17 protein-coding genes are annotated in these 21971 nt (G+C 70.5%); 11 read left to right on the top strand and 6 right to left on the bottom strand.

Features of this window, described 5'->3' with window-relative positions; genetic code table 11:
* Nucleotides 1-204: 204 nt before the first annotated feature.
* The 3 genes from EIM47_RS09775 to EIM47_RS09765 are packed head-to-tail and all read left to right on the top strand — an operon-like array spanning nucleotide 205 to nucleotide 8012.
* The gene (locus EIM47_RS09775; protein ID WP_125076784.1) at nucleotides 205-1350 is read left to right on the top strand and encodes an efflux RND transporter periplasmic adaptor subunit; all 1146 of its coding nucleotides are present in this window, start codon (nucleotides 205-207) and stop codon (nucleotides 1348-1350) included.
* Nucleotides 1350-4922, top strand: a complete 3573-nt coding sequence (locus EIM47_RS09770; RefSeq protein ID WP_019399963.1) for an efflux RND transporter permease subunit — start codon at nucleotides 1350-1352, stop codon at nucleotides 4920-4922. Before EIM47_RS09775 ends, EIM47_RS09770 begins: the two co-directional genes overlap by 1 nt.
* 3 nt (nucleotides 4923-4925) lie before the next feature.
* Nucleotides 4926-8012 carry an efflux RND transporter permease subunit gene (locus tag EIM47_RS09765; protein ID WP_125076783.1) on the top strand — a complete coding sequence of 1029 codons (3087 nt, stop codon included), beginning with the start codon at nucleotides 4926-4928 and terminating at the stop codon, nucleotides 8010-8012.
* 71 nt (nucleotides 8013-8083) lie between these two features.
* Here the strand turns inward: EIM47_RS09765 and EIM47_RS09760 are convergent, their stop codons facing one another.
* The 5 genes from EIM47_RS09760 to ykgO all read right to left on the bottom strand — a co-directional run bounded on the left by EIM47_RS09760 (nucleotide 8084) and on the right by ykgO (nucleotide 12146).
* A complete protein-coding gene (locus EIM47_RS09760; RefSeq protein WP_125076782.1) occupies nucleotides 8084-9313 on the bottom strand; it encodes a TraB/GumN family protein in 1230 nt (409 codons plus the stop codon).
* A gap of 53 nt (nucleotides 9314-9366) precedes the next feature.
* Nucleotides 9367-10251, bottom strand: coding sequence for a carbon-nitrogen hydrolase (locus tag EIM47_RS09755; RefSeq protein ID WP_125076781.1), 885 nt, complete (start codon nucleotides 10249-10251; stop codon nucleotides 9367-9369).
* Nucleotides 10252-10362: 111 nt separating this feature from the next.
* Nucleotides 10363-11394 (bottom strand): agmatine deiminase family protein, encoded by a 1032-nt coding sequence (locus EIM47_RS09750; protein ID WP_019399967.1) that lies wholly within the window; start codon nucleotides 11392-11394, stop codon nucleotides 10363-10365.
* Nucleotides 11395-11517: 123 nt separating this feature from the next.
* Nucleotides 11518-11844, bottom strand: a complete 327-nt coding sequence (locus EIM47_RS09745; protein ID WP_019399968.1) for a hypothetical protein — start codon at nucleotides 11842-11844, stop codon at nucleotides 11518-11520.
* Between the two features lie 176 nt (nucleotides 11845-12020).
* A complete protein-coding gene (gene ykgO / locus EIM47_RS09740) occupies nucleotides 12021-12146 on the bottom strand; it encodes a type B 50S ribosomal protein L36 (protein WP_010342887.1) in 126 nt (41 codons plus the stop codon).
* 175 nt (nucleotides 12147-12321) lie between these two features.
* Between ykgO and cmk the strand changes: the two genes are divergently transcribed.
* The 8 genes from cmk to galU all read left to right on the top strand — a co-directional run bounded on the left by cmk (nucleotide 12322) and on the right by galU (nucleotide 20620).
* The gene (gene cmk / locus EIM47_RS09735; RefSeq protein WP_125076780.1) at nucleotides 12322-12999 is read left to right on the top strand and encodes a (d)CMP kinase; all 678 of its coding nucleotides are present in this window, start codon (nucleotides 12322-12324) and stop codon (nucleotides 12997-12999) included.
* A gap of 181 nt (nucleotides 13000-13180) precedes the next feature.
* Nucleotides 13181-14869, top strand: coding sequence for a 30S ribosomal protein S1 (gene rpsA / locus EIM47_RS09730; RefSeq protein ID WP_019399533.1), 1689 nt, complete (start codon nucleotides 13181-13183; stop codon nucleotides 14867-14869).
* An 81-nt stretch (nucleotides 14870-14950) separates the two neighbouring features.
* A complete protein-coding gene (locus EIM47_RS09725; protein ID WP_019399404.1) occupies nucleotides 14951-15262 on the top strand; it encodes an integration host factor subunit beta in 312 nt (103 codons plus the stop codon).
* Nucleotides 15263-15329: 67 nt separating this feature from the next.
* Nucleotides 15330-15629 carry a lipopolysaccharide assembly protein LapA domain-containing protein gene (locus tag EIM47_RS09720; RefSeq protein ID WP_019399403.1) on the top strand — a complete coding sequence of 100 codons (300 nt, stop codon included), beginning with the start codon at nucleotides 15330-15332 and terminating at the stop codon, nucleotides 15627-15629.
* Between the two features lie 4 nt (nucleotides 15630-15633).
* Nucleotides 15634-16812: a lipopolysaccharide assembly protein LapB gene (gene lapB / locus EIM47_RS09715; protein ID WP_019399402.1), complete on the top strand. Its 1179-nt coding sequence runs from the start codon at nucleotides 15634-15636 to the stop codon at nucleotides 16810-16812.
* Nucleotides 16809-17798, top strand: a complete 990-nt coding sequence (locus tag EIM47_RS09710; RefSeq protein ID WP_125076779.1) for a glycosyltransferase family 4 protein — start codon at nucleotides 16809-16811, stop codon at nucleotides 17796-17798. The genes lapB and EIM47_RS09710 overlap by 4 nt, the downstream gene beginning before the upstream one ends.
* Nucleotides 17799-17816: 18 nt before the next feature.
* Complete coding sequence (locus tag EIM47_RS09705; RefSeq protein ID WP_164514581.1) at nucleotides 17817-19730, top strand: nucleoside-diphosphate sugar epimerase/dehydratase; 1914 nt, start codon at nucleotides 17817-17819, stop codon at nucleotides 19728-19730.
* Complete coding sequence (gene galU / locus EIM47_RS09700) at nucleotides 19727-20620, top strand: UTP--glucose-1-phosphate uridylyltransferase GalU (RefSeq protein ID WP_125076778.1); 894 nt, start codon at nucleotides 19727-19729, stop codon at nucleotides 20618-20620. Before EIM47_RS09705 ends, galU begins: the two co-directional genes overlap by 4 nt.
* Before the next feature lie 70 nt (nucleotides 20621-20690).
* Here the strand turns inward: galU and EIM47_RS09695 are convergent, their stop codons facing one another.
* A complete protein-coding gene (locus EIM47_RS09695) occupies nucleotides 20691-21899 on the bottom strand; it encodes an acetyl-CoA C-acyltransferase (protein WP_125076777.1) in 1209 nt (402 codons plus the stop codon).
* Between the last annotated feature and the right edge of the window lie 72 nt (nucleotides 21900-21971).

Raw genomic sequence — 21971 nt, 5'->3', positions numbered from 1 at the left:
CCGGACACGAAAACCGCCGCAGTATAGCCCCGCCTTAACGCAAGCGGGAACCGGCCGCATTGCGCTCGATCAACGAGGGGGTGCACGCTGCCCGGCGTGCGGACCATGACCTTCGGCGCATGGCGGGCCATTGTGTTGGTGGTCTACTTGGATACAACACCTAATCACGCCCCATCGAAGGGGCCAGCGAGCATGGAAAACGACATGGACCGAGCCACTTCCCCCGCCGTGCCCGCCGGGCTGCGCGCCGTCGCTGCCGCCCTGGCGCTTGCCGCCGCCATCACCGCCTGCAGGGGGGGCGAGGGCAAGCCGCCTGCCGCCGCCCAGGGGGAGCAGGCCGCCGCCGACGCCGTCCCGGTCGAAGTGGCCGAGGCCACCCGCCGGCCCATCGCCGCCAGCTACGCCGGCACCGCCGCCCTGGAGCCGCGGGCCGAATCGCAGGTGGTGGCCAAGACCTCCGGCGTGGCGCTGGAGGTGCTGGTCGAGGAGGGCCAGTACGTCAAGGCCGGGCAGCCGCTGGTGCGGCTGGACCCGGACCGTGCCCGCCTGGCCCTGGCCCAGAACGAGGCCCTGGTGCGCAAGCTGGAGAACAACTACAACCGCGCCCGCCAGCTGGTGGCCCAGCAGCTGATCAGCGCCGGCGAGGTCGACCAGATGCGCTACGACCTGGAGCAGGCCCGCGCCGCCTACGACCTGTCGCGGCTGGAGCTGTCCTACACCACGGTGGTGGCGCCGATCTCCGGCGTGGTTGCCTCGCGCGACATCAAGCCGGGCAACTTCGTGCAGATCAACTCGCCGATCATCCGCATCGTCGACAGCAGCCGGCTGGAGGCCACCCTCAACGTGCCGGAGCGGGAAATGGCCAAGCTGCGCGCGGGACAGGCCGTGACCCTGGTCGCCGACGCGCTGCCGGGCCGCAGCTTCTCCGGCGTGGTCGACCGCGTCGCCCCGGTGGTGGACAACGGCACCGGCACCTTCCGCGTGGTGGCTTCGTTCGCCGGCGACGGCGAGCTGACCGCGGGCATGTTCGGCCGCCTGAGCATCAACTACGACCAGCGTGCCGACGCCCTGGTGGTGCCGCGCACGGCGCTGCTGGAGGACGGCGGCGAGCCGGCGGTGTACGTGGTGCGCGACGGCCACGCCGCGCGCGTGGGCCTGAAGCTGGGCTACAGCGAGGGCGGCTGGGTCGAGGTGCGCGAGGGCCTGGCCGAGGGCGACGCCGTGGTGGTCGCCGGCAAGTCGGCCCTGCGCGAGGGCAGCGCCGTGCAGGTGCTGGAGCGTGAGCCGCAGGCCGAGGTCGCCGGCGGCAAGGCACCGGCCCAGGCGGCCGCGGCACAGGCGGCGCGCTGATGGCAACGCACGACGTCCACCAGACGCGCGGATTCGACCTGGTCGAGTTCGCCACCCGCCGCCGGGTCACCATCGCGATGATGACCCTGACCCTGGTGCTGTTCGGCCTGATCTCGCTGTCCAGCCTCAAGGTCGAGCTGCTGCCGGACCTGAGCTATCCCACCCTGACCGTGCGCACCGACTACGAGGGCGCGGCGCCGTCGGAGGTCGAGACCCTGATCTCGCAGCCGGCCGAGGAGGCGCTGGGCGTGGTCAAGGGCCTGCGCAAGCTGCGCTCGATCTCGCGCACCGGCCAGAGCGACGTGGTCCTGGAGTTCGCCTGGGGCACGGACATGCAGCAGGCGGGCCTGGAGGTCCGCGACAAGATGGAGACGCTGCAGCTGCCGCTGGAGGCCAAGCCGCCGGTGCTGTTGCGCTTCAATCCCTCGACCCAGCCGATCATGCGCCTGGCGCTGAGCTCGAAGCAGGAGCCGGCCGACGAGGCCGACGCCGTGCGCCGGCTGATGGAGCTGCGCCGCTACGCCGACGAGGACCTCAAGCGCAGGCTGGAGCCGGTGCCGGGCGTGGCCGCGGTCAAGGTCGGCGGCGGCCTTGAGGACGAGGTCCAGGTCGAGATCGACCAGCGCAAGCTGGCCCAGCTGGGCCTGTCGCTGGACCAGGTGATCGAGCGCCTCAAGCAGGAGAACGTGAACCTGTCCGGCGGCCGCCTGGAGGAGGGCACCCAGCGCTACCTGGTGCGCACGGTCAACCAGTTCTCCTCGGTCGAGCAGATGCGCGAGATGCTGCTGACCACCGCCGGCGGGCAGTCCTCCGGCAACAGCGGAACCGGCGAGAACCGGCAGCTGATGCTGGCCATCCTCGGCAGCCGCGACCCCAACGTGATCGCCGCCCTGCGCGCCGACAACGGCGGCGGCGGCGTGGTCCCGGTGCGGCTGAAGGACGTGGCCGAGGTGCGCCAGGGCTACAAGGAGCGCGAGGCGGTGATCCGCGCCGGCGGCCGCGAGGCGGTCGAGCTGGCGGTCTACAAGGAAGGCGACGCCAATACCGTGGCCACCGCCGACGCGCTGGAAGCGCGCCTGGAGCAGATCCGCAAGCGGATGCCCAAGGACATCGGACTGTCCGTGGTCGAGGACCAGTCGGTCTTCATCCGCCACGCCGTCAACGACGTGAAGATGGATGCGGTGATCGGCGGCCTGCTGTCGGTGCTGATCATCTTCCTGTTCCTGCGCGACGGCTGGAGCACCTTCGTCATCTCGCTGTCGCTGCCGGTGTCGATCATCACCACGTTCTTCTTCATGGGCCAGCTCGGCCTGAGCCTGAACGTGATGTCGCTGGGCGGCCTGGCCCTGGCCACCGGCCTGGTGGTGGACGACTCGATCGTGGTGCTGGAGTCCATCGCCAAGGCGCGCGAGCGCGGCCTGGGCATCCTCGAGGCGGCGATCACCGGCACCCGCGAGGTGTTCATGGCGGTGGTGGCCTCGACCCTGACCACGATCGCGGTGTTCCTGCCGCTGGTGTTCGTCGAGGGCATCGCCGGCCAGCTGTTCCGCGACCAGGCCCTGACCGTGGCCATCGCCATTGCCGTGTCGCTGGTGGTGTCGATGACCCTGGTGCCGATGCTCAGCTCGCTCAAGGGCCGCCCGCCGCTGGAGTTCCCGGCCGAGCCGGCGCCGCAGGGCGACCGCGTGCTGCGCGTGCTGCGGGTACTGGCCACCCTGGTGGTGCTGGCGATCGGCTACGGCATCGGCAAGGCCATCCTGGGCAAGGCCATGCCCGGCAGCAGCGTCGCCACCTGGGGCGCGCTGGTCCCCGGCCTGCTCCTGGCCGCGGGCTTCTGGTACCTGAAGTCGCTGTTCTACGCGGCCGCCTGGATGGTGGTGCGCGCCTTCCGCGTCGCCGCCCGCGTGGCCGGCCGGGTGATGGGCAAGGCCAGCGACGTCGCCATGGCCCCGTACCGCCGCGCCGAGGCGGGCTACCTGCGCATGCTTCCCGGCGCGCTGGAGCGGCCCGGCCTGGTGCTGGGCGGCGCGGCCCTGGCCTTCGCCGCGACGATGGCCACGCTGCCGCTGCTGGGCGTCGACCTGATCCCGCAGCTGGCCCAGGACCGCTTCGAGATGACCGCCAAGCTGCCGCCGGGCACGCCGCTGGCGCAGACCGACGCGCTGGTGCGCGACATCCAGCGCCGGCATGCCGGCGAGCCGGGCGTGCGCCTGCTGTACGGCGTCTCCGGCACCGGCACCCGGCTGGACGCCAGCCCGACCGAGAGCGGCGAGAACATCGGCAAGCTGTCGGTGGTGATGGACGACACCTCGCGCGAGGCCGCGCTGATGGAAACGCTGCGGCAGAGCATGAAGGCGTATCCGTCGGCGCAGGTGGACTTCGCCCGTCCGCAGCTGTTCGCGCTGGCCGCGCCGCTGGAAGTGGAGATCGAGGGCAACGACCTGGAGACGATCCGGGTGGCCGGCAACAAGCTGGCGGCGATGCTGCGCCAGAACCCGCACTACGCCGACGTCAAGTCGACCGTGGAGCAGGGCTTCCCCGAGATCCAGGTGATCTTCGACCAGGACCGCGCCGCGTCCCTGGGCCTGACCACCCGCCAGATCGCCGACGCGGTGGTCAACAAGGTGCGCGGCAACGTCGCAACCCGGTACAGCTTCCGCGACCGCAAGATCGACGTGCTGGTGCGGGTGCGCGAGTCCGAGCGCTCCTCGGTGGACGACATCCGCCGGCTGATCGTCAATCCCGCCGGCTCCAACCCGATCGAGCTGGGTTCGGTGGCCGAGGTGGTGGCCACCACCGGCCCCAGCGAGATCCACCGCGCCGACCAGCGCCGGGTGGCGATCGTCTCGGCCAACCTGCGCGACATCGACCTCGGCACGGCCGTCGCCGAGGTCCAGCAGATGGTGGCGGAGAACCCGCTGGGCGCCGACGTGGGCATGCGCATTGGCGGCCAGGGCGAGGAGCTGGGCGAGTCGTTGCGTTCGCTGCTGTTCGCCTTCGGCCTGGCGGTGTTCCTGGTCTACCTGGTGATGGCCTCGCAGTTCGAGTCGCTGCTGCACCCGTTCGTCATCCTGTTCACCATCCCGCTGGCCCTGGTCGGCGCGATCGGCGCGCTGCTGCTGACCGGCTCGCCGGTGTCGGTGGTGGTGTCGATCGGCCTGATCCTGCTGGTGGGCCTGGTGGTGAAGAACGCGATCATCCTGATCGACAAGGTCAACCAGCTGCGCGAGGCCGGCGTGGCCAAGCGCGAGGCCCTGGTCGAGGGCGCGCGCTCGCGCCTGCGCCCGATCATGATGACCACGCTGACGGCGGTGTTCGGCTTCATGCCGCTGGCGCTGGCGTTCGGCGAGGGCGCGGAGGTGCGTTCGCCGATGGCGATCACCGTGATCGGCGGCCTGCTGGTCTCGACCCTGCTGACCCTGGTGGTGATCCCGGTGGTGTACGACCTGCTGGACCGCAAGCCCGACGGCTACTACGTCGAGCGCGGCCAGCGCTCGCGCCGCGAGGCGCTGCAGGCCGAGCAGGTGCTGGCCCGCGAGCACGACCAGATCGGCGGCGGCGCGGAGGCCTGATCGATGAACATCACCGAGCTGTCCATCCGCCGCCCGGTCACCACCATCATGCTGTTCGTGTCGATGGTGGTGATCGGCCTGATCGCCGCGTTCCGGCTGCCGCTGGAGGCCGAGCCGGAGGCCACGATCCCGTTCTTCTTCGTCTGGCTGCCGTACGAGGGCTCGACCCCCGAGGAGATCGAGCGCAACGTGCTGCGGCCGGTGGAGGAGGCGCTGGCCACCATGCCCGGCATCCGCACCATGAACTCGCGCGCCAACGCCGAAAGCGCGCAGATCCAGGTCGAGTTCAGCGACTGGAACCGCGACATCGCGATCGCTGCGTCCGAGGCGCGCGAGCGGATCGACGCGATCCGCGACGAGCTGCCGGATGACTTCCGCCGCTACTACGTCTACCGCTGGAGCACGTCCGACCGCGAGGCGATGAGCCTGCGCCTGACCAGCGAGGAGGACCTCACCTCGCGCGCCGACCTGATCGAACAGACGATCAAGCGGCGGCTGGAGCGCATCCCCGGCGTGGCCCGGATCGAGGTCGAGGGCGTGGCCAGCCAGGAAGTGCTGGTGGCGCTGGACAAGGACCGCCTGAGCGCCCACGGCGTGGCGCTCAACGAGCTGGTGCAGCGGCTGCAGGCGGCCAACTTCTCGGTCTCCGCCGGGCAGATCACCGAGGCCGGGCGCCGCCTGCGGGTGCAGCCGCGCGGCGAGCTGCAGGAGCTGCAGGCGCTGCGCGACCTGCCGGTCAACGGCAAGGGTGTGCGGCTGTCGGACATCGCCGAGGTATCCCTGCAGCCGCAGCGCATGGACTACGTGCGGCAGATGGACGGCCGGCCCAGCGTGGCGGTGGACGTCTACAAGGAGCGCGCGGCCAACCTGGTCGACCTGTCGCGCGCCGTGCGCAAGGAAGTGGAGGCGCTGGCGCAGGACCCGGCCATGCGCGGCATCGGCATCGAGGTCACCGACGACCAGGGCCTGGCGGTGACCAGCTCGCTGGCGGCGCTGGCCGAGGCCGGCGCGATCGGCCTGGTGCTGGCGGTGATCGTGCTCTACGCGTTCCTGCGGCACTGGCCGTCCACCCTGATGGTGAGCCTGGCGATCCCGATCTGCTTCACCATGACCCTGGGCTTCATGTACTTCGCCGGCATCACCCTCAACATCATCTCGATGATGGGCCTGCTGCTGGCAGTGGGCATGCTGGTGGACAACGCCGTGGTGGTGGTGGAGAGCATCTACCAGGAGCGGGAGAAGTACCCCGACCGCCAGGCCCTGGCCTCGGTCATCGGCACCCGCCACGTGGCCATCGCGCTGTCGGCCGGCACCCTGTGTCACTGCGTGGTGTTCCTGCCGATGCTGTTCGGCGAGAAGAACATCATCAGCATCTACCTGGGACAGCTGGCGGTGACCATCTCGGTCTCGCTGCTGGCGTCCTGGCTGGTGGCCATCAGCCTCATCCCGATGCTGTCGGCGCGGATGAAGACCCCGCCGGCGGTGAAGTCGCCGCTGATCACCCGGCTGCAGGAGCGCTATGCGCGGACCCTGCGCTGGAGCCTGCAGCACCGCGGCTGGAGCGTGGCCGGCATCGTGCTGATCACCCTGGCCAGCATCGTGCCGATCACCCAGAGCAAGGGCAGTGGCGACGACCGGTCGCCAGACGAGATCAACATCTACTACCAGTGGAAGGGCGCCTACTCGAAGGCGGAGATGGGCCGCGAGGTGGCGCGCGTGGAGGCGTTCATCAACGCCAACCGCGAGGAGTTCAAGGTGGATCGGGTGTACAGTCGCTACAGCGAGCAGGGCTGGGCCTACACCCGCCTGTACCTGGGCATCGACGACCTGGAGCTGAGCAAGGAGATCGAGGAGAAGATCCGCAAGGGCCTGCCGCAGTCGGCCCGCGCCAAGATCGGCATCGGCTGGCCCGGCGGCTCGGGCAACCAGGGGCAGGGCGTGAACTTCGCCCTGGTCGGCGATTCCTCGCAGGTGCTGGAGGACCTGGCCGCGGACATCGTGCCGCTGCTGTCGCGCAACCCCAAGCTGCGCGACGTGCGCGTGGACACCGGCGACGCCAACACCGAGCTGTCGGTCCGGGTGGACCGCGAGCGCGCGGCCGCGTACGGCTTCAGTGCCCAGCAGGTGGCCCAGTACGTCGGCATGGCCCTGCGCGGCTCCTCGCTGCGCGACTTCCACCGCGAGGACGTGGAGATCCCGGTCAACGTGCGCTTCGCCGGCGCCGACCGCTACGGCATCGAGGACCTGGCCTCGTTCATGGTGCGCGCGCCCAATGGCACCGAGATCCCGCTGCTGGCGATGGTCGACGTCAACGTCAATCCGTCCGCCACCTCCATCCAGCGCCTGAACCGGCAGACGATGCTGCGCATCGAGGCGGGGCTGGCCAAGGACGTGCCGGTGGCCGACGCGCGCAAGGCCATCGAGGAGGCGCTGGCGGCCGTGCAGTTCCCGCCGGGCTACGGCTACACCTTCGACAGCGCCAGCTTCAACATCAACTTCGACGGCATGTCGCAGATGCTGCGTGCGATCATCATCGCGCTGGTGCTGATGCTGGTGATCATGGCGGCGGTGTTCGAGTCGATGCTGTTCCCGAGCGCGATCATGTCCTGCGTGCTGTTCTCGATCTTCGGCGTGTACTGGCTGTTCTGGATCACCGGCACCGAGATGGGGATCATGGCGGTGATCGGCATCCTGGTGCTGATGGGCGTGGTCGTGAACAACGGCATCGTGATGATCGAGCACATCAACAACCTGCGCCGGCGCGGGCTGCCGCGCACCGAGGCGCTGGTGGAGGGCAGCCGCGAACGCCTGCGCCCGATCATGATGACCATGGGCACGGCGATCCTGGCGATGATCCCGATCGCGCTGAACACCCAGACCGTCGACGGCATGCCGCCGTACTACCCGATGGCGCGCGCCATCGCCGGCGGCCTGGCGTTCTCCACCGTGGTCAGCCTGCTGTTCCTGCCGACCATCTACGCGATCCTGGACGACCTGCGCACCGCCACCTCGCGCCTGGTGCGCAGGGCGCGCGGGCTGGACGGCGGCGGCGCGGCCGCCAGCGTGCCGGCCGCGGCGGCGGCGGAGTAGGTCCGCCGTCCGGCAACGGAAAAGCCCGGCGCAAGCCGGGCTTTTTCCTTTCCCGCCGGGAGAGGGAGGCCTCAGCCGATGAGCTTGCCGAGCATGCGCAGGCCGCCGGTCCACACCCCGATCGCGGTGCCCAGGCTGGTGAGGAAGAAGTTGAGCAGGATGCGCGCCACCCGGTTGCGCCACCAGCCCTTGAGGGTCTGCACGTCGTCGCGCAGGGCCATGAAGTCGGCGTAGGTGGGCTTGCGCAGGGTCGCCTCGACGAAGGCACTGACCGTGCCGGAGGCCAGCGCCGGGTGCAGCGGGGTCAGCGGCGAGGCGACGAAGGCGGCGAGGATGCTCAGCGGGTGGCCGCCGGCGATGGCGCAGCCCAGCGCGCCGAGCAGGCCGGTGGCCAGCACCCATTGCAGCAGCAAGTCGGCGCCGACGTCGATGCCGCCCTGCCAGATGCCCCAGGCGAAGCCGCCCAGCAGGAAGGCGCCGATGATGGTCTCCATCCACGGGAACCCGGACTTCTCGCGCACCGCCTCCAGTTCGCCCATGACCCCGGCCGGTTCCTCCTGGTCCTCGGCCAGGTGCCGCGCCAGGCCGGGCAGGTGGCCGGCGCCGACCACCGCCAGCACGTGGGCGGCATCGCGCTCCTGGCGCAGGCGCGCGGCCATGTAGCGGTCGCGCTCGGCGATCACGGTCTCGTACAGCGCCGGGCTGTGGCTGGCGAACTCGCCGAAGCTGGCCTCCAGCATGTCGCCCTGCTTGAGCTTCTCGATCTCGTCGTCGCCGACTTCCTCGTCGCCGAACATCGCCACCAGGATGCCGGCCCCGGTCCGGGCGCGGCCCCACCAGCCCAGCCGCTGCATCGCGCGGCGGAAGGTCAGGCCGACCTCGCGGTCGATCAGCTTCACCGGCAGGCCGAGGGCGCGTGCGTCCTCCACGGCGGCCTTCAGTTCCGCGCCCGGCTCCACGTCCAGCTGTTCGGCCAGGCGCCGCTGGTAGGTGGACAGCGCCAGGTTGGCGGCGAACACGTGGGTCTTGCCGTCGCGGATCACCTGCACGATGTCCATCTTGGCCAGCAGGTCCGGGTCGGTCAGCGACTGCAGGCGGCCGGCGTCCAGCTCCACCGCGATCGCGTCGTAGCGGCCGCTGGCCACTGCCGCGCGCACCGCCTCGACGCTGGCGCGGGAGACGTGCGCGGTGCCCAGCAGGGTGTAGCGGACGCCGTCGCGCTCGACCACGCGCACGGGCTGGCCCGCCAGCGGATCGGCAGGAGCGGGCGCGGACTCGGGCAGGGATTGGATCGTGGTCATGGCGGGCTGGCGGTGGCCGGAAGGTGGGAGTCGCGGCAGGCGGGGCCGGCCCGTCAGTCGATGTAGCGCTTGAGCAGGTCGCCGTAGGCGTCGATCCGGCGGTCGCGCAGGAACGGCCAGATCCGGCGCACGTGCTCGCTGCGCTGCAGGTCGACCTCGCACACCAGCACGGTGGCGTCCTCGCCGGCCTGGGCCAGGAATTCGCCCTGCGGCCCCAGCACGTGGCTGTTGCCCCAGAACCGGATGCCCGAGGCGCCCAGCGGCGAGGGCTCGTGGCCGACGCGGTTGCAGGACAGCACCGGCAGGCCGTTGGCCACGGCATGGCCGCGGTGGCTGAGGATCCAGGCGTCGCGCTGGCGGTCCTTCTCGTCCTGGGCGTCGTCCGGGTCCCAGCCGATGGCGGTGGGGTAGAGCAGCAGCTCGGCGCCGGCCAGCGCCATCAGCCGCGCCGCTTCCGGGTACCACTGGTCCCAGCACACCAGCACGCCGAGGCGGCCGACCGAGGTGTCGATCGGCCGGAAGCCGATGTCGCCCGGGGTGAAGTAGAACTTCTCGTAGAAGCCCGGGTCGTCCGGGATGTGCATCTTGCGGTACTTGCCGGCCAGGCTGCCGTCCTTCTCCAGCACCACCGCGGTGTTGTGGTAGAGGCCGGCGGCGCGGCGCTCGAACAGCGAGCCGACGATGACCACGCCGTGCTTCTTCGCCAGCGCACCCAGGCGCTCGGTGCTGGGGCCGGGGATCGGCTCGGCCAGGTCGAACTCGCCCACCGACTCGTGCTGGCAGAAGTAGGCGCCGTTGTGCAGCTCCTGCAGCAGCACCAGCTGCGCGCCGAGCGCGGCGGCCTCGGCCACGCGCGCTTCGATCGCGGCCAGGTTGGCTTCGGCGTCGCCCTGGTTGCGTTCCTGGACCAGGGCGACGGTGAGGGTCTTGCGGCTCATGGGGAAGGCGTCGTCTTGCGTAGCGGAAAGGGATGGTAACCCGCGCCCCGCGCACGGGGCCTGAAGCCACGCACGCGGGGCAGGCATCGCGGCGGGCGCGAGGGGACCTGTTTAGTGGCCGAGGCCCGCCGGCAGCTGCATGCTGATGCAGTGCAGGCTGCCGTTCTGCCAGATCAGCGGGCGGCAGGGTACCTGCACGATCTCGCGGCCCGGGAAGGCCTGCGCCAGCACCGCGGCGGCGGCTTCGTCGGCCGGATCGCCGTAGGCCGGCATCAGCACCGCGCCATTGATGACCAGGAAGTTGGCGTAGGAGGCGGCCAGGCGGCGGCCCTCGTCGATCACCGGCGCCGCCCACGGCAGCGGGAACAGGCGGTACGGACGGCCGTCGGCGGTGCGCAGCGCGGCGATCTCGTCCGCCATCGCCTTCAGTTCGGCGTAGTGGCTATCGCCTTGGTCGTCGCAGGCCTGGAACACGATGGCGTCGCCGGGGGCGAAGCGGGCGAGGGTGTCGATATGGGCGTCGGTGTCGTCGCCCTCCAGGTAGCCGTGGTCGAGCCATAGCACCCGGTCCTGGGCCAGCCAGCCGGCCAGCTTCGCCGACAGCTCCTCGCGGCTGGCCTGCGGGTGGCGCTCGTGCAGGCAGCGCCAGGTGGTCAGCAGGGTGCCGGCGCCGTCGGTCTCGATGCCGCCGCCTTCCAGGGCGAAATCGATGCGCTGGTGCACGGCGTCGCCGAACAGGCCCTGGGCGGCCAGCGCCTGGACCAGGCGGTCGTCACGCCCGGCCTCGAACTTGCCGCCCCAGGCGGTGAAGCGGAAGTCCAGCACGCGGAAGCCGTCGCCCTCGCGCAGGGTGATCGGGCCGGAATCGCGCAGCCAGGTGTCGTCGTAGTCGAACGGGATGAAGCGCACCCGCTCCATGTCGATCCGGGCCGAGCGCAGCCGCGCCTCCGCATAGGTCTCCACGTCGTCGTCGGCCACGCAGATCCAGGCGTCCTGGAAGCGGGTGATCGCGGCAACCAGGGCGATGTAGGTTTCCTCGACCTCGCCCAGGCGCTCGGCCCAGTCGGTGCCGGCGTGCGGCCAGGCGATCAGGATCGCGGACTGGGGTTCCCACTCCGCGGGGAAGCGCAGGTTCTCGGTCATTCGTTCGGGTCGTGCAGGCCCGGCACGGCCGGGCGGGGATGGGGGACGCAGCGGCGCTGCGGACGGTGCCGGCCGCGCGGCCGGCGCAGAAGGCGCGCCCCGCCGGAGCGGGGCGCGGGAGGATCAGCGGACCGGCGGCTTGGGACCGATCTCGTTCGGCGAGGCCTTGTGCGCGACCACGTCGATCACCCGGTCCTTCTCGAAGTAGACCACGTAGTCCGGGTAGACCCAGCGGTGGATCGCCGGCCACTGCTTCTTCTGGCCGCCGCGCGGGTCCAGCTTCTCCTGCGGCGCGCCGAAGCGGGCCTCGACCTCGGCCATGCTCAGGCCGCGTTCCGGCTTTGCCGCCAGCGGCTTGTCGACCCGCTCGATCAGCAGGGTATCCGCCTGCGCGGCGGCCGACAGGCCGGCCAGCGCGAGCAGGGACAGGACTTGGAAGCGGTGCTTCATCGTGGTGTCTCCCCGGACAGTGGTCCGCCTGGCCAGGGCGGCCGGCGGGTGCAGGGCCGATTGTAAGCAGAACGCGGGCGGCTGCGGCGCGTGTTTCCATGGGCCCGGAAACGCGAAAGGCCGCATCGCTGCGGCCTTCCCGTACAAGCCGGCGGCCGGGCGGCCGCCTGCCGGCTTCAGCGCTGGCGGGCCTTGAAGCGCGGGTTGGACTTGCAGATCACGAAGACCTTGCCGCGGCGGCGGACCACCTTGCAGTCGCGGTGACGGGCCTTCGCCGACTTCAGGGAGGACAGGACTTTCATGACACACCTCGGAGGACGACGGATTGGGAAGCCAGGGCCGATTGGCCGAGGCATGAAAATAAGCCCGTCATTCTACCCATGATTCCGGAGCCGGTTCAAGCAGTTGCAGCGAAAGCCCGGGGCGGGGGCGGGCGCGGCTACAATTCCGCTCCCCCACAGCCCCGCGGAGCCGTCGATGTCCCAGCCAGTCCCCGTCCTCACCATCGATGGTCCTTCCGGGGCGGGCAAGGGCACGGTGAGCCGGATCGTGGCCGGCCGCCTGGGCTGGCACTACCTGGATTCGGGGGCACTGTACCGGGCGGTGGGCGTGGCGGCCAGCTGGGCCGACCTGGACCTGGCGGACCCGTCGGCCCTGGTCCGCTGCGCCTTCGACACCGCCATCGAGTTCCGCGACGGGCCGGAAGGGCTGCGGGTGCTGGTCAACGGCACCGACGCCACCTCCGAACTGCGGCTGGAGACCACCGGCGCGGTGGCCTCGGCGATCGCCGCCATCCCCGAGGTGCGCGAGGCGCTGAAGGAGCGCCAGCGCGCGTTCCGGCGCCCGCCGGGCCTGGTCGCGGACGGCCGCGACATGGGCACGGTGATCTTCCCGGATGCCACCGCCAAGGTGTTCCTGACCGCCAGCGCCGAGGAGCGCGCCCGTCGCCGCCATAACCAGTTGAAGGAAAAAGGGGTTTCGGTTACCTTTGACGGTCTGCTGCGGGAGATCCTCGCCCGCGACGCCCGCGACGCCCAGCGCACGGTCGCCCCGCTGAAGCCGGCCGAAGACGCCGTCCTCATCGACACGACCGGGCTTGGCATCGACGAGGTGGTGGAACGCGTGCTGGCCCTGGTGCCGAAGCACGCGGTCTGAGCGGCCACCCGGCCGCCGCGGAAACAGCAGAAACGGCGCATCCCGCGCCAGGTCCCGCCGCGGAACGCGGCGGGGGTCCATCAACCAACCACACAGGGCGCCGGTACGGGCCTGCTACAGGGGGGCGGGGCGGCCATCGGGTGATGGGGCTCCGTCCGTGTGTTCAACCGAGTATTCACTAATGACCGAATCTTTTGCCGAGCTGTTCGAACAGAGCCAGGCCAACCTGGCGAAGCTGAAGCCGGGCGCCATCGTCACCGGTACCGTCGTGGACGTCCGCGGCGACGTGGTGGTGATCAACGCCGGACTGAAGTCAGAAGGCATCGTGCCGATCGAGCAGTTCCGTAACGAGAACGGCGAGATCGACGTTGGCGTGGGCGACCAGGTCAAGGTCGCGCTCGACTCGATCGAGAACGGCTTCGGCGAGACCGTGCTGTCGCGCGAGAAGGCCAAGCGCGCGATGGTGTGGGACGAGCTGGAAGAGGCGCTGGAGAAGAACGAGACCATCACCGGCCGCATCAGCGGCAAGGTCAAGGGTGGTTTCACCGTCGACATCAAGGACGTCCGCGCGTTCCTGCCGGGCTCGCTGGTCGACGTCCGTCCGGTGCGCGATCCGGCCTACCTGGAAGGCAAGGAGCTGGAGTTCAAGCTCATCAAGCTGGACCGCAAGCGCAACAACGTGGTCGTCTCCCGCCGCGCGGTGGTCGAGAGCGAGCACTCCGAGGAGCGCGAGCAGCTGCTGGAGAAGCTGGTCGAGGGCGCCAAGCTCAAGGGCGTGGTCAAGAACCTGACCGACTACGGCGCCTTCGTGGACCTGGGCGGCATCGACGGCCTGCTGCACATCACCGACATGGCGTGGAAGCGCGTGCGCCATCCGTCCGAGGTGGTCAACGTCGGCGACGAGCTGGAAGTGCGCGTGCTGAAGTTCGACCGCGAGCGCAACCGCGTCTCGCTGGGCCTGAAGCAGCTGGGCGAGGATCCGTGGGAGAACATCTCCCGCCGCTACCCGGCCAACAGCCGCGTGTTCGGCAAGGTCTCCAACGTCACCGACTACGGCGCGTTCGTCGAGATCGAGCCGGGCGTCGAGGGCCTGGTGCACGTGTCCGAGATGGACTGGACCAACAAGAACGTCAACCCGTCCAAGGTCGTGCAGGTCGGCGACGAGGTCGAGGTCATGGTCCTGGACGTGGACGAGGAGCGCCGCCGCATCTCGCTGGGCATGAAGCAGGTCGCCGCCAACCCGTGGGAGACCTTCGCCGCCATCCACAAGAAGGGCGACAAGGTCACCGGCCAGATCAAGTCCATCACCGACTTCGGCATCTTCATCGGCCTGGAAGGCGGCATCGACGGCCTGGTCCACCTGTCCGACATCAGCTGGAACACCACCGGCGAGGACGTGCTGCGCAACTTCAAGAAGGGTGACACCCTGGACGCCGTCGTCCTGGCCGTCGACCCGGAGCGCGAGCGCATCTCGCTGGGCCTGAAGCAGATGGAGCAGGATCCGTTCGGCCAGTACATGGCCGCGCACCCGAAGGGCTCCAAGGTCGAGGGCGTGGTGAAGGAAGTCGACGCCAAGGGCGCCGTGGTCGAGCTGGCCGACGGCATCGAGGGCTACGTCGCCGCGCGCGACATCGCCAACGAGCGCGTGGACGACGCCACCCAGTACCTGAAGGTCGGCGACAAGGTCGAGGCCAAGTTCGTGGGCATGGACCGCAAGGGCCGTACCCTGCAGCTGTCGATCAAGGCCAAGGACGAGGCCGAGACCGCCGAGGCCCTGGCCGAGTACAACAAGGCCGCCGCCGAGGCTGCCGCCGGCACCACCAGCCTGGGCGCGCTGCTGCGTGCGCAGCTGGGCAACAAGTCCGAGTAATACCCGCCAGCGTGAATGGCCCCGCGGCGACCCGGCGATCCCGGGTCGCCGCGGCGTATCCGCCCGCTTCCATAGTCCGAGATGACCAAGTCCGAACTGATCGAGATCCTGGCTCGCCGCCAGTCGCACCTGAAGGCCGAGGACGTCGACCTCGCCGTCAAGTCGCTGCTGGAGATGATGGCCGGTTCGCTGGCTTCGGGTGAGCGCATCGAGATCCGCGGTTTCGGGAGCTTCTCGCTGCACTACCGTCCGCCGCGCATCGGCCGCAACCCCAAGACCGGGGAGGCCGTGGCCCTGCCGGGCAAGTACGTGCCGCATTTCAAGGCCGGCAAGGAGCTGCGCGAGCGGGTGAGCGACGTCGTGCCCGCCCCGTCCGAGCCGCAGGACGCCTGACCGGCCGCGCCGCGCCGGCCCCGGTCGGCTAAGCTTGGGGGCGATCCGCGCACCGGAGCCTCCGCCCATGAACATCCTCCGCCTGCTGGTCCTGCTCGCCTTCGTCGCGATCGGGCTGGTGGTGGGATCGCTCAATTCGCAGCGCCTCCGCCTCGACTTCGGCCTGGCCGAGGTCTCCACCACATCGGGCATCGCCATCGTCGTCGCGCTGCTGGCCGGCGTGCTGCTGGGCGGCGGCCTGGTCGTGGCCAGCACCGTGCTGCCGCTGCACGCCCGCCTGCGCCGCCTCGAGCGGGCACGCAATGGCGCCAGTGCGCCGGCGGTCGATGGCCTCCACACACCGGCACCCCACCGGGAAGGCAACTAAGCAAATGGAATTCCTCAACGAGTGGTTCTGGTTCTTCCTGTTCCTGCCGCTTGCGGCGCTCACCGGCTGGGTGGTCGGCCGCAGGGGAGGGCAGCGCCACGGTGACACCCAGGTCAGCCGGCTTTCCGGCACCTACTTCCGCGGCCTGAACTACCTGCTCAACGAGCAGCCCGACAAGGCGATCGAGCTGTTCCTGCACATCGCCGAACTGGACAAGGAAACCTTCGAGACCCAGCTGGCCCTGGGCCACCTGTTCCGCCGCCGCGGCGAGGTCGACCGCGCCATCCGCCTGCACCAGGGCCTGGTCCAGCGCACCGACCTGTCCGACGCCCAGCGCGTGCAGGCGCTGCTGGCGCTGGGCGAGGACTACATGAAGTCCGGCCTGCTCGACCGCGCCGAAACCGTGTTCGCCGACCTGGCCCGCATCGACCAGCGCGCGCCGCAGGCGCTCAAGCACCTGATCGGCATCTACCAGGCCGAGCGCGACTGGGAGAAGGCGATCGACAACGCCATGCGCTTCGAGGAAGTGACCGGCGAGCCGATGGGCAAGCTGGTGGCGCAGTTCGAGTGCGAGCTGGCCGAGCGCCACCGCGCCAACGGCGACCTGGACGCCGCCCGCGCGGCGATCGCGCGCGCCTACCAGGCCGACGCCACATGCGTGCGCGCCGGCATCCTCGAGGGCCGCATCGAAGCCAGCGCGAACAACCCCGAGGGCGCGATCCGCGCCTTCGAGCGCGCCGCGCGCCACGACCCGGACTACCTGCCGGAGCTACTGCCGGGCCTGCTCACCGCCTACGCCCAGGTCGGCGACACCGCCGGCGCGCGCGCGTTCCTGGCCGAGATGAGCGAGCACTACCGCGGCATCGCCCCGGTGCTGGCCCTGACCCACCTGATCGAACAGCAGGAGGGCGCGGTGGCCGCGCGCGACTACCTGGGCCGCCAGCTCAAGGACCGCCCCTCGGTGCGCGGCGAGGCCGCCCTGATCGACCTGACCCTCGCGGTCGGCGCCGACAGCACCGCGACCCTGCACGACCTCAAGCACATCACCGACCAGCTGCTGGTGCGCAATCCCAGCTACCGCTGCACCCGCTGCGGCTTCGGTGCCCGCACCCACCACTGGCAGTGCCCGAGCTGCAAGGAGTGGGGCACGGTCAAGCCGCTGCTGAACTACGCCGTGGTATGAGCACGCCAGCGGTGCTGTGGACCAGCCTGGCGCTGGCCGCGGTGTCGGCCCTGGGCACCTGGCTCACCCTGCGCTACGCGCGCCGGCGCCTGCTCGACCTGCCGGGCGAGCGCCGCAGCCACACCGTGCCGACGCCGCGCGGCGGCGGCCTGGGCATCACCATCGCGCTGCTGGCCGGCACCGCGCTGGCGGTTGCCGGCGGCGTGCTGGCCCCGCTCCCGGCGCTGGCCTTCGCCGCCGGCCTGCTGCTGGTGGCCGGGATCGGCTGGATCGACGACCACCGCCCGCTGTCGCCGTGGTCGCGGCTGGCGGTGCAGTGCCTGGCCGGGCTGGTGCTGGCGGCCGGCCTGTACGCGGGGCAGGGCGACTGGCGCTGGGCGCTGCTGGCCTGTGCCGCGGTGCCGGTCCTGGTCAACGTCTGGAACTTCATGGACGGGATCGACGGCATCGCCACCAGCCAGGCGATGATCGCGCTGGCGACCTTCGCCTTCCTCGCGCCGCCGGTGGCCGCGCTGGCCTGGGGGGCGTTCGCCGCCTGCTGCGGCTTCCTGCCGTTCAACTATCCGCGGGCGCGGATCTTCCTGGGCGACGTCGGCTCAGGCACCCTCGGCTACCTGTTGGCGGCGATGGTGGCCTGGACCGCGCCGGCGCTGGCCCGCGAGGGCGGGGCCCTGCAGCCGCTGTTCCTGCTGCTGCCGCTGTCGGCGTTCCTGGTCGATGCCTCGCTCACCCTGGGCCGGCGGGTCCTGCGCGGGGAGCGCTGGTGGCTCCCACATGTATCGCACCTGTACCAGCGTTGGGCCAAGCGTGCGGGCAGTCACGTTCGGGTTAGCCAGGGATACGGTCTGTTCAGTCTGCTGGCAGGTTGGGTCGCGTATGGTGCCCACGCCTCTGGAACGGTTCGTCCGACTGCCGTCGCGGGCACCTGGCTCGCATTGGCGGTCGTGCTGTGGCTGCTCCAGGGGAGGCGCATCCAGCACACCTGACAGGACCGTCGCATCCGCATGAACACTGGCCCAGCCTTGCCTGTTTCCCTGCCTCGTACGGCGATCGTCCTGCATGACCTCTTCATGGCCGCGGTGTGCTGGCAGGGGCTGCACGTGCTGCGTTACGCGGCCCGCTCCGAGAGCTACGACTGGACCCTGCTGACGCCCACCCTGGCCATCGTCCTGGCCGCCCAGGGCCTGGTGTTCTGGCGGGTGGGCCTGTACCGCGGCGTGTGGCGCTTCGCCAGCGTCCCGGACATCTGGAACATCATCAAGGCCGCCGGCCTGGGCACCATCGCCATCGTGCTGTGCCTGGCGGTCTACAACCGGCTCGAGGCCCTGCCGCGCGCGGTGCTGATGCTGTACCCGCTGGCGCTGGCCGCCATGCTGGGCCTGCCGCGGCTGCTCTACCGCGTGTGGAAGGACTACCACCTGTCGCGCGGCACGGCCAACCAGCAGCGGGTGCTGATCCTCGGCGCCGGGCAGGCGGCCGAAGCCCTGGTCCGCGACTTGCGCCGCTCCGGCACCTACCAGCCGGTCGGCTTCCTGGACGATGCCCCCCACCTGCAGGGCTCGCAGCTGCACGGCATGCCGGTCCTCGGCCGCCTCGAGGACGCGCCCACCGTGGCCCGCGAGGTCGGCGCCGGCATGCTGGTCATCGCCATCCCCTCGCTGGACGCGGCCGGCATGCAGCGCGTGCTGGGCATCTGCGAGCAGAGCGGCCTGCCGTTCCGCACCGTGCCGCGCCTGACCGACGTGCTCGAGGGCAAGGCCATGCCCGGTGAGCTCAAGGAAGTGGCGATCGAAGACCTGCTCAACCGCAAGCCGGTCACCCCGGACTGGGCCATGATCCGCGGCTGGCTGGACGGCCGCACCGTGATGGTGACCGGCGCCGGCGGCTCGATCGGTTCGGAACTGTGCCGGCAGTGCGCGCGCCATGGCGCCCGGCGCATCGTCCTGCTGGAGATCTCCGAGCTGGCCCTGCTGACCATCCATGCCGAGCTGGCGCGGGCCTTCCCCGACGTCGAGGTCGAGGCGGTGCTGGGCGACTGCGGCGACCCGGCCGTCACCCGCCACGCGCTGGAGCGCTCCAGCCCCGATGCCGTGTTCCACGCCGCCGCCTACAAGCAGGTCCCGCTGCTGGAGTCGCAGCTGCGCGAGGCGGTGCGCAACAACGTGCTGGCCACCCATACCGTCGCCGAGCTGTGCCGCGAGTACAAGGTGGGCACTTTCGTGCTGATCTCCACCGACAAGGCGGTCGACCCGGCCAACGTGCTGGGCGCCTCCAAGCGCATCGCCGAGATGATCGCCCAGTCGCTGGACGAGCGGGTCGAGGGCACCCGCTACGTGACCGTACGCTTCGGCAACGTGCTGGATTCGGCCGGCAGCGTGGTGCCGCTGTTCCGCGAGCAGATCCGCCGCGGCGGCCCGGTGACCGTGACCGACCCGGAGGTCACCCGCTACTTCATGACCATCCCCGAGGCCTGCCAGCTGATCATGCAGGCCGCCGCCTCGGGCTCGCACGCGGCCATCTACACCCTGGACATGGGCGAGCCGGTGCCGATCCGGCTGCTGGCCGAGCAGATGATCCGCCTGGCCGGCAAGCAGCCGGGGCGGGACATCGCCATCGTCTACACCGGCCTGCGCCCGGGCGAGAAGCTGCACGAGACCCTGTTCTACGCGGACGAGCACTACCGTCCCACCGCCCATCCGAAGATCCTGGAGGCCAGCGCCCGGGAGTGCCCCGCCGACCTGCTGCTGCAGGAAATCGAGCATATGCGGACGGCCGTCACACGTTATGATGAGAACGGCCTGCGGCAGGCGCTGGGCGTGCTCATCCCCGGATTTGCGCCCGTGCCTGTCGCGGGTAACAAGGAGAACACCGCTACGGTGGTCCCGTTCCCCCCGCGAGAGGCAGTAAGGACACGATGACCAACAAACGGATACGCAAGGCAGTCTTTCCGGTCGCCGGGCTTGGCACCCGGTTCCTCCCCGCCACCAAGACCGTCCCCAAGGAGATGCTGCCGATCATCGACCGGCCGCTGATCCAGTACGCGGTGGACGAGGCGATCGAAGCAGGTTGCGACACCCTGGTGTTCGTCACCAACCGCTACAAGCATTCGATCGCCGACTACTTCGACCAGCACTACGAACTCGAGCACAAGCTCCGCAAGGCAGGCAAGCTCGAACAGCTGGAGCAGATCAGGGCACCGTTGCCACCGCACGTGCAGGTGGTGTTCGTCACCCAGCACGAAGCACTGGGCCTTGGCCACGCGGTACTTTGCGCCAGGGACGTGGTCGGTGACGAGCCGTTCGCGGTGCTGTTGCCCGACGACCTGATGTGGAACCGCGGCGACGGCGCGCTCAAGCAGATGGCCGACCTGGCCGAGCGCACCGGTGGCGGCGTGATCGCGGTGGAGGAAGTGCCGCGGGAGAAGACCTCCAGCTACGGCATCGTCGCCACCCGCGGCTTCGAGGGCCGCAGCGGCCGGATCGAGGCCATGGTCGAGAAGCCCAAGCCGGAGGACGCGCCCAGCAACCTGGCCGTGGTCGGGCGCTACATCCTGCCGGGCAGCATCTTCCAGACCCTGGAGACCACCGGCCGCGGCGCCGGCGGCGAGATCCAGCTGACCGACGCGATCGCCTCGACGATCAAGGCCGGGGGCCACATCGACGCCTACCACTTCGAGGGGCGGCGCTTCGACTGCGGCGCGCACATCGGCCTGATCGAGGCCACCGTGCACTTCGCGCTGGAGCACCCCAAGCACGGCGCGGCGGCCCGCCAGGCCATGCTCGCCGCGCTCGAGGAAAAGCGCGGCTGATCCATCCGGCGAAGCTGCAATGAAAACGGCGCCCGAGGGCGCCGTTTTCATGTCCGCGGAGGGCGAGGGCTCAGAGTGCCTCGAAGATGCCCGCCGCGCCCATGCCGGTGCCGATGCACATGGTGACCATGCCGTACTTCTGCTGGCGGCGGCGCAGGCCGTGCACCAGGGTGGCGGTACGGATGGCGCCGGTGGCGCCCAGCGGGTGGCCCAGGGCGATCGCGCCGCCCAACGGATTGACCTTGGACGGATCCAGGCCGCAATCGCGGATCACCGCCAGCGACTGCGCGGCGAAGGCCTCGTTGAGCTCGATCCAGTCCAGCTGGTCCTGGGTCAGGCCGGCCTGCTTGAGCGCCTTGGGGATCGCGGCGATCGGACCGATGCCCATCACTTCCGGGCGCACGCCGGCGACCGAGAAGCTGACGAAGCGGGCGAGGGGAGTCAGGCCGTATTCCTTGATCGCCTTCTCCGAGGCCAGCAGCACCGCGCCGGCGCCGTCGCTCATCTGCGAGGAGTTGCCGGCGGTGACGCTGCCGCCGAACTGGCCGTTGCGGAACACCGGGCGCAGCTTGGCCAGGCCCTCGATCGAGGTATCCGGGCGCGGGCCCTCGTCGGTGTCGACCAGGCGCTTCTTCAGCGCGATCGCATTGCCGGCCAGGTCGGGCAGGTGCGAGACGACCTCGTAGGGCGAGATCTCGTCGCGGAACTCGCCGGCGGCGATCGCGGCCAGCGCCTTCTGGTGCGAGGCGAGGGCGAAGGCGTCCTGGTCCTCGCGCGAGATCTTCCACTCCTCGGCGACCTTCTCGGCGGTGATGCCCATGCCGTAGGCGATGGCCACGTTCTCGTCGCGGGCGAACACCTGCGGGCTCAGCGCGACCTTGTTGCCCATCATCGGCACCATCGACATCGACTCGGTGCCGCCGGCCAGCATCAGGTCGGCGTTGCCCAGGCGGATCTGGTCCGCGGCCAGGGCCACGGCCTGCAGGCCGGAGGAGCAGAAGCGGTTGATGGTCTGGGCGGCGATGGTGTTCGGCAGGCCGGCCAGCAGCAGGCCGATGCGGGCCACGTTCATGCCCTGCTCGCCCTCCGGCATGGCGCAGCCGATGATGGCGTCGTCGATGCGGCTGGTGTCGATGCCCGGGGCCTGCGCGACCACGGCCTTGAGCACGTGGGCCAGCATCTCGTCCGGCCGGGTGTTGCGGAACACGCCCTTCGGCGCCTTGCCCACCGGGGTGCGGGTGGCGGCGACGATGTAGGCGTCCTGGATCTGCTTGGTCATGGCTTTCTCCGAAAGCCGGGATTCGGGATTCGTGATTCGTGAGTCGCCAAAAGCAAACTCCGGATCGAACTC

This window comes from Pseudoxanthomonas sp. SGT-18 (assembly GCF_003931645.1).
In the GTDB taxonomy this organism is placed as follows: Bacteria; Pseudomonadota; Gammaproteobacteria; order Xanthomonadales; family Xanthomonadaceae; genus Pseudoxanthomonas.
This window is presented reverse-complemented; position numbering and strand designations above follow the sequence as displayed.

Coding starts and splice junctions, on each gene's coding strand:
- EIM47_RS09775 (WP_125076784.1), top strand. CDS start 205: ATGGACCGAGCCACTTCCCCCGCCGTGCCCGCCGGGCTGCGCGCCGTC.
- EIM47_RS09770 (WP_019399963.1), top strand. CDS start 1,350: ATGGCAACGCACGACGTCCACCAGACGCGCGGATTCGACCTGGTCGAG.
- EIM47_RS09765 (WP_125076783.1), top strand. CDS start 4,926: ATGAACATCACCGAGCTGTCCATCCGCCGCCCGGTCACCACCATCATG.
- EIM47_RS09760 (WP_125076782.1), bottom strand. CDS start 9,313: ATGACCACGATCCAATCCCTGCCCGAGTCCGCGCCCGCTCCTGCCGAT.
- EIM47_RS09755 (WP_125076781.1), bottom strand. CDS start 10,251: ATGAGCCGCAAGACCCTCACCGTCGCCCTGGTCCAGGAACGCAACCAG.
- EIM47_RS09750 (WP_019399967.1), bottom strand. CDS start 11,394: ATGACCGAGAACCTGCGCTTCCCCGCGGAGTGGGAACCCCAGTCCGCG.
- EIM47_RS09745 (WP_019399968.1), bottom strand. CDS start 11,844: ATGAAGCACCGCTTCCAAGTCCTGTCCCTGCTCGCGCTGGCCGGCCTG.
- ykgO (WP_010342887.1), bottom strand. CDS start 12,146: ATGAAAGTCCTGTCCTCCCTGAAGTCGGCGAAGGCCCGTCACCGCGAC.
- cmk (WP_125076780.1), top strand. CDS start 12,322: ATGTCCCAGCCAGTCCCCGTCCTCACCATCGATGGTCCTTCCGGGGCG.
- rpsA (WP_019399533.1), top strand. CDS start 13,181: ATGACCGAATCTTTTGCCGAGCTGTTCGAACAGAGCCAGGCCAACCTG.
- EIM47_RS09725 (WP_019399404.1), top strand. CDS start 14,951: ATGACCAAGTCCGAACTGATCGAGATCCTGGCTCGCCGCCAGTCGCAC.
- EIM47_RS09720 (WP_019399403.1), top strand. CDS start 15,330: ATGAACATCCTCCGCCTGCTGGTCCTGCTCGCCTTCGTCGCGATCGGG.
- lapB (WP_019399402.1), top strand. CDS start 15,634: ATGGAATTCCTCAACGAGTGGTTCTGGTTCTTCCTGTTCCTGCCGCTT.
- EIM47_RS09710 (WP_125076779.1), top strand. CDS start 16,809: ATGAGCACGCCAGCGGTGCTGTGGACCAGCCTGGCGCTGGCCGCGGTG.
- EIM47_RS09705 (WP_164514581.1), top strand. CDS start 17,817: ATGAACACTGGCCCAGCCTTGCCTGTTTCCCTGCCTCGTACGGCGATC.
- galU (WP_125076778.1), top strand. CDS start 19,727: ATGACCAACAAACGGATACGCAAGGCAGTCTTTCCGGTCGCCGGGCTT.
- EIM47_RS09695 (WP_125076777.1), bottom strand. CDS start 21,899: ATGACCAAGCAGATCCAGGACGCCTACATCGTCGCCGCCACCCGCACC.